The sequence below is a fragment of the Ochrobactrum sp. BTU2 genome, from assembly GCF_024539785.1.
Classification (GTDB): domain Bacteria; phylum Pseudomonadota; class Alphaproteobacteria; order Rhizobiales; family Rhizobiaceae; genus Brucella; species Brucella anthropi.
On record NZ_JAHWRG010000047.1, the window covers coordinates 1 to 6,211 of the forward strand.

Genomic DNA, 6,211 nt, shown 5'->3' on the forward strand with positions numbered 1-6,211 from the left:
TCAAAGCCCCACCAGACTGACAGCGCTGTTAGCACAATGATGCAGACGAGAGGCGAAGGAACAGCCTTTGTGACATATGGAAACAGATAAATGATGCCGAGCCCCGCAGCGACGAGGACATAAGTGAGCGTGGGCACATTGGTCAGCTCTGGCAACTGCGCCATGAAGATGAGGATTGCCAACGCGTTCACAAAGCCAGTCATGACTGATCGCGATACGAAACGCATCAGATAGCCCAGCCGGAATATGCCAGCGATTATTTGCAAAAGCCCGGCGAGGACTGTGGCTGCCAGCAGATACTGGAGCCCATGATCGCGTACGAGTGTAACCATGAGGACAGCTGTCGCGGCGGTGGCAGCGGAAATCATACCCGGACGACCGCCAACGAAGGCGATCAGCACAGCGATTGAGAAGGAGGCGTAAAGGCCGACTTTTGGATCGACACCAGCGATGATGGAAAAAGCAATCGCTTCGGGGATCAGGGCAAGTGCGACCACGAGGCCAGCAAGCACATCGGATTTGATGTTGCCGAACCAGTCTGTTGTTAAAGTGTCAATAAAATCACGATTCACGTGTAAGGTCTCCGCGTCGGCGACGTCGGGATGCGGGTCGTCGACCGACTTCTCGGTTGGAAAAATAATGATGTCTCTTCGCTAGCGCACGTGCAGACGTTTTTGACAGGAACGCATGCGATACCGACGCTGGCTGGCGCTGGATCAGTCCGTCAAGTTCATAATGGGAGTCCAATCGGAATGCTCATCATGATGCAGCCTGTGCAGAATGAGGGAGCAAATTGGTTGCCGGGGGATAGGCGCCCGGAGTAGCCACCCGCTATACGGGTCCGGTTGATTTCGGCAATATTGCGGCAACTGGATCAAACTTCAAGTGAAAACTGCATACTATTCTTATTAAACATAAAAAAAGATGGTCATGATCTCATTCAACCTGCAACTGGATCCGGAGACCGCTCTCTCAAGCCGTCGTTGAATATAGCATCTATAGGCAGGCACAAGTCTGCCGCCCGCCGCAAATCTTCGCTGATACCGATTTCGGAACGCCCAAGTTCCCCTGCCAGGGCGACCCATTTGCTTCTGCGTTGCAATTCTGAAATGGCTGCTAGCATGTCAGTATCGTTTGTCACGAACAGGATGCCGTCTAGGTGATCGCACGTTTCCAACGCACAGACCGCAATATCCAGCGATAAGTCGCTACTGCTATCCAGCCGATTTCTGTGTTGGTGTCGACTTTCAAATTTCTCTCTGACAATAAATCCATTGTAAGAAAGCCAGTCCAACAGGCGTCGTTTGGGGAATTCGTCATCAGAGTACGGCACGGTGCTGTAATAAATGTAATTAGAAACCAGGTACCGACGATTCATGAACTCCTGAAACTGAATAAAATCAAATCTGAGATGCCGCGATAATCTGTCAACATAATTCCCATCAAGCAGGACGCAGCATTTTTGCGTGTGAAAAGTCGACGGCAAATCGACCTCCTATCTTTCGAACAATTCCATGGGACGGTTTTAGAAGAATGAGTCCAGCGTATGATTACGCAGACGCTAACAGAAACTTCCGTAATTATGATTGAGAGTTGGTCGAGGGATAGGCGCCCGACATAGCCACCGCAGGGGTCCAGACTTCATGTGCGCTCGACAAAACCGTGAAAATGCACCAAGTAAGTATGTCGAATATCGGTCGCGGTGTCCAGCTCATAGAATGATTTTATGACGGAGTTTGAAGCCAATTCGCATTAACTCAAATGCAAATTTCAATATCGCAGTGGTTGGGCGAATATGAAAAATTCCAATAATTTACAATCAGCAAGAGCCTATTAATCTGTAGATACGACGGACTAAATTCGCGGGATGAACAAATTAGATTGGTTGTACGGACATTTTTACCACTTTCGGCATCGCTATGTCTGATCCTGGATTTACGGTGGATGTGGATATTAACGTGGAATGGTTCACGTCCGCTGTACCGACGGCCCTCGGAAAAATCCCGGTTGTAGCAGAATACTGACGCAGATATTGCAGCCACAAGTCTGGCAAACCTGGCACTCGAAAGCGTGCGGTTTGAAAAAGAAATCCTCCGACAATCGGACGGCTCTGCGAAATTTCCGCTTTGTGCTACTTGTCGATCCCTTCCCCTTCAATCCGCCTCGTAACTGGTTGTATAGAGTCGCTTTCTAATCGGTCTGGCCATCGCCGCGCCAGTACTTTCTTTATGCCGAGTTAGTCGGGTCGCACGTGTAAACCGAGGTGGCGGTAGAGTCCTTTGAGGGTACAGTCGACGACAGTGGAGAGTGGCTGGTCGGCGGTATGTATAGTAACATCCGCGAGCGCATAGTTGGGCTCGCGCTGCATCATCAGGCTGACCAAGACTTCGCGTGGGTTGTCTGATCTCAGCAACGGTCGGTGTGAACACCTCGATACGCGCTTCAACAGAACTTCCAGATCGCCCCTCAGCCATACAGTCACGCCGGTCTTGCGCGTTGTCTCCCGCGTGATTTGGTCCTGGAAAGCTCCGCCTCCTGTTGCAAGCACTAACGGCCCATCCTTTTGTAGTATCCGATGGATGACCCGGCGCTCCAGACTGCGGAATTCGTCCTCGCCATATCGGGCGAACAAATCTTCGATCGACATACGCGATGCTGTTTGAATTTCGAGGTCGCTATCGATGAAGGGCATTTTCAAGATGCTGGCGATCTTCCGTCCGACGGTCGTTTTTCCAGCACCCATCATTCCGACCAACACAATCGATCGCCCGCGCAAGTAACCGGAGAAATGATCGTTCAGCAATAATGTCAAGATATCAATACCTCAGTGGTCGGCGCTTGGCATTCTGGCAGCGCAGGTGCTCGATCTTCTGGGCGAGAGCTTGATCGTCATAGTGATCGAGTTTCGGGATGATTCGTCGCAACATGAGCGGTGTAAGCTCTGGCTTTCCGATCAGGATGCGGGCAATAAGCGTGTTGATCTGCTTTATGTCGGGTTCATCAGATGTCAATTGCAATCTCCGCATAATCTAATTTCTGATTGTCGATCTGTTTGACGTTATAGGACGAAGAATCCCAGTTCCGATAGGACTGCATGAGCGGAGGCTTTGACTGCCGGCGTGGATATTTCGGTGTTCATCACTGGTGGCTAACGAGAGCCACTGACCGAACAATCAACAGCGCGCAACTCGCGTGGTTGGGTGTAACCTGTAATTTTGCCGTGACGAACTGCTCGACTATCCGGAAAGGATCCGGATTCTCCAGCACACTTCCACGTGGACCCGCAAGACAGTTTACGTTTACTCACATCTGCCATTGCCGCCGAGATGCCCTAGACTGCGTATTGTCTCGCGACATACCGGATAACTGGGCGCTCGCATTCTCGGATGACTCTGCAAAACTGCACTCCTCAAGACCGATTGCTCCGCGTTTTTTTCTGTGTAACAGAGGTCTGAGATAGTCAACAAAAATTACCAGGGGCATGACACGCATGTAAACTTTGCCGCTTCCTGCGCGCTCGACGCGCCGTTAAGAAACTTCGTGCGGGCTTCGTGCCCATAGATGATTATCACTTTGTTTTGCGTCTAACAGCCGGGCTGAGCGCAACTGCACTCGCGGAGTGTCGCGTGTCAGGTTAAGAAGTCAGAGAATTGATCTAGCATGAGTTTCCGGTCGCGTGTTTCCATGAGGACAAGCATCAAGCAGGTTTCATCCTCTATCAGTTTCACACTGGCACCGCCGAATATGCGCGCGTAACGATGGATGCTCTTTGCCGTCTCCAGAGAAACGCCGGGTTTGAAGCAGAGCGGTACGGCCACAGGATATTCTGTTCGCTCCGGCGCGCTGCATTCGGCCACTGGCCCGGACCCGATCGGATTGAGCGCGTCGTCGGCAAGGTTGTCCAAGAAGGGGGATGCGTGGTAAGTTTCGCTCGTTCTGTCCATGTCGCTCCTCACGAAATTGTGCAGGCGTGACGCAGAGCGGCTTGCTGGAAAGCAAACCGTCAGCACGGAGCTGTGGGCGAATTCCATCTCACGACAGACGCCCAAGCTTGCGCATACTGATGCGCTGCGTCGTGCTGCGGAGATGTTCGTCCCATCGATAGAGGGGATACATTTACACTATCGGAGAAAATCGCTTTTGTGTAGTTGTTTTTTCTATGCCGCTGCACTTTCGCCCGCCGCGGAGATTACTTTGTTGCCTACGGCCAGCGCGCGAACTCAACCGGCCAATCTTGCGGCCTAAAAAACTGCATCGGCTTCAGAGAGGCCTATAAGACTACAAGCGGTTTTTTTGAACTGTGGTTCCGATGGAGATAGTCACTGCAAACGTTTCGCCGTTTCTATCTATCGGTAAGGAGCGGATGGCTTCCTCGAGTTCTAGCGCGACACGGGAAGTAACAACGGCGCTCTTTCCGGCAGCACAATTGCGAATTCTTCTCTGTTGATACGGCCGAGAGCTGTGTGGTCAGGCTTGCCGTCGAGCGCCGTGAATTCATCGATGTCGAGCATCATATTGGCAACCGCCGAGTCATTGAATGGTCCCCAACGATTGCTTCCGAAACCTCGTATACATCACCCCAGTTTGCAACAATAGTCAATGTATCCGAATAGGCAATAACTTCAAGATCGGGTGAGCGCGCATAGACAGGTGTGTTTGCCGCGCGAGGGGAAATTTGAGAAGCGGAGAAAGGGTGAAGGAAACAACAGAGGTAAAGTCCTAATGTCCTGTGTGGTGCTTGATGTAAGGGCATGCCGCGTAAAGAAACAGGAACATTACTGACATAAAACTCGCTTGGTGCAATAACCAGGACCATTCGGTCTCCGGAGCTTGGCCTCCTACACGCTCTGTGGTTCTCGCGATTGCATAGACAAGCAGCGCAGCGGCAAACAGTATCGAACTCCTACTGAAAGCGAAGTTGCGAAGTTGAGATGCGCAGATCAGTGTTTGTCTTGGGTTAGCACGAGCTATCACGCTAGTTAGTGCAGCAGCAACAATCAACGCACTGATAGACACGATGCCAATGCCGAGAAACTCCGCTCTTGCTTCAATGTTCAGCATCACGCAGAACATCACACACAGCAAGACAGAAAATACCCTTTCCGCACCACGCGTTGTCGAAATGCCATAAGCGCTTGCCATCACCGCGTAGACACAGACCATTGTAGTAATCTGAAGAATTGCAGTTGATCCTGCCTCGTGGTTCGTCGTTGTTCCCACCTGCAGCAACATGAGTGATCCGACGATGTTGACTGCGCCGATAAAGACGAAACACCGTACCATCATCCTGTCGATTTCATAAGTTTTCATAAGTTCGTCTCTTGGTAGATTATAATCGCTTCGCCAACGCCAAGTGGTTTGCAACTATGGTGCTTCCTGGAATTTGAATTGAACTTCACGGACACGGAAAAGCGACGCGTCCAAAAATGACGCACAATTGAGATCAAAGAGCGCAACGTTGTGGCCATCGTGCGAAAATGCCGTTTTGTAAATTATCCCGTCGTATCCCTCAGTCTTGAAGACCTCGGCCAATATCTGGGTCGCCGCATATCCGGCTGTATTGTCGCTACGCACCACGGGCCGGGAGAAGGCATAGTCGATATGAGACCAAACCTGATTTTCGACGTCGTCACTCATCAGCTCGGCATGTTTCCCGTCGAAAGGCTGCGCAAAGCGACTGCAATCGACGACCACGAGATCCCTTATGGCTTCAAACCGCGCTACCGAAACGATAGACCCAATCCCTGGTCGCACTTCCGACATGGCTGCTTCCCGGTCAGTAGCGAAATATAGGGAGGAGATGCCTTTCGGGTTCACCCGCCCTTCGTACGCGCGGTCATCCCACGGTTTCATGCGCGCCTCAGGATGTGGCAAGGGATTCCGCTGTCCAGCATCGACTTCATCTGTCCAGCGATGTCCGATCTGGGCACGCCAGAAGACCGTCCCTTGACTGATCGTGCTCAAACGTTTTGGGCAAGTGGCCACCACCGCATCGAGAAACCGCGCGGCCCTCGCTGAACGCACGTAACGCGACCGGCGAGCCACTTCGTTCTCGAATTGCCAGAATGTATTGACATCTTCGAAGCGGGTATCACTCATTGATTACTACCTTCAGGTTAGCGGAACAGCACCACCGGCACCTTGCAGGAGCGGATTGTCTCCGTTGTTGTGGAACCGATGAACAGGTTGCGGAGCCGCGAATGACTGAAAG

General features: G+C 51.7%; 9 protein-coding genes and 2 other annotated features. All 9 genes read right to left on the reverse strand.

Features of this window, described 5'->3' with window-relative positions:
• On the reverse strand, nt 1-572 hold a 572-nt coding region (locus tag KWJ32_RS27480; RefSeq protein ID WP_148101603.1), incomplete at its 3' end, for a SulP family inorganic anion transporter.
• A 222-nt stretch (nt 573-794) separates the two neighbouring features.
• Nucleotides 795-846, reverse strand: a sequence feature (sul1 is cis-regulatory element that is thought to sense ions involved in sulfur or methionine metabolism; They are found in Alphaproteobacteria).
• A 94-nt stretch (nt 847-940) separates the two neighbouring features.
• The gene (locus KWJ32_RS27485) at nt 941-1,486 is read right to left on the reverse strand and encodes an NYN domain-containing protein (RefSeq protein ID WP_125303367.1); all 546 of its coding nucleotides are present in this window, start codon (nt 1,484-1,486) and stop codon (nt 941-943) included.
• A gap of 105 nt (nt 1,487-1,591) precedes the next feature.
• Nucleotides 1,592-1,639, reverse strand: a sequence feature (sul1 is cis-regulatory element that is thought to sense ions involved in sulfur or methionine metabolism; They are found in Alphaproteobacteria).
• Between the two features lie 597 nt (nt 1,640-2,236).
• On the reverse strand, nt 2,237-2,812 hold the full coding sequence (locus tag KWJ32_RS27490; protein ID WP_125303364.1) for a shikimate kinase: 576 nt from the start codon (nt 2,810-2,812) through the stop codon (nt 2,237-2,239).
• A gap of 4 nt (nt 2,813-2,816) precedes the next feature.
• A complete protein-coding gene (locus KWJ32_RS27495; protein WP_125303361.1) occupies nt 2,817-3,011 on the reverse strand; it encodes a hypothetical protein in 195 nt (64 codons plus the stop codon).
• Between the two features lie 618 nt (nt 3,012-3,629).
• Nucleotides 3,630-3,944: a hypothetical protein gene (locus tag KWJ32_RS27500; protein WP_125303358.1), complete on the reverse strand. Its 315-nt coding sequence runs from the start codon at nt 3,942-3,944 to the stop codon at nt 3,630-3,632.
• Nucleotides 3,945-4,379: 435 nt separating this feature from the next.
• Entirely contained in the window at nt 4,380-4,514 is a 135-nt protein-coding gene (locus KWJ32_RS27505) for a hypothetical protein (RefSeq protein WP_255414852.1), read from the reverse strand.
• A 205-nt stretch (nt 4,515-4,719) separates the two neighbouring features.
• Nucleotides 4,720-5,310, reverse strand: coding sequence for a hypothetical protein (locus KWJ32_RS27510; RefSeq protein WP_125303355.1), 591 nt, complete (start codon nt 5,308-5,310; stop codon nt 4,720-4,722).
• A gap of 54 nt (nt 5,311-5,364) precedes the next feature.
• Entirely contained in the window at nt 5,365-6,099 is a 735-nt protein-coding gene (locus KWJ32_RS27515; RefSeq protein ID WP_125303352.1) for an RES family NAD+ phosphorylase, read from the reverse strand.
• A gap of 17 nt (nt 6,100-6,116) precedes the next feature.
• A partial coding sequence (locus KWJ32_RS27520; protein WP_148101602.1) for a universal stress protein occupies nt 6,117-6,211 on the reverse strand: 95 nt, incomplete at its 5' end.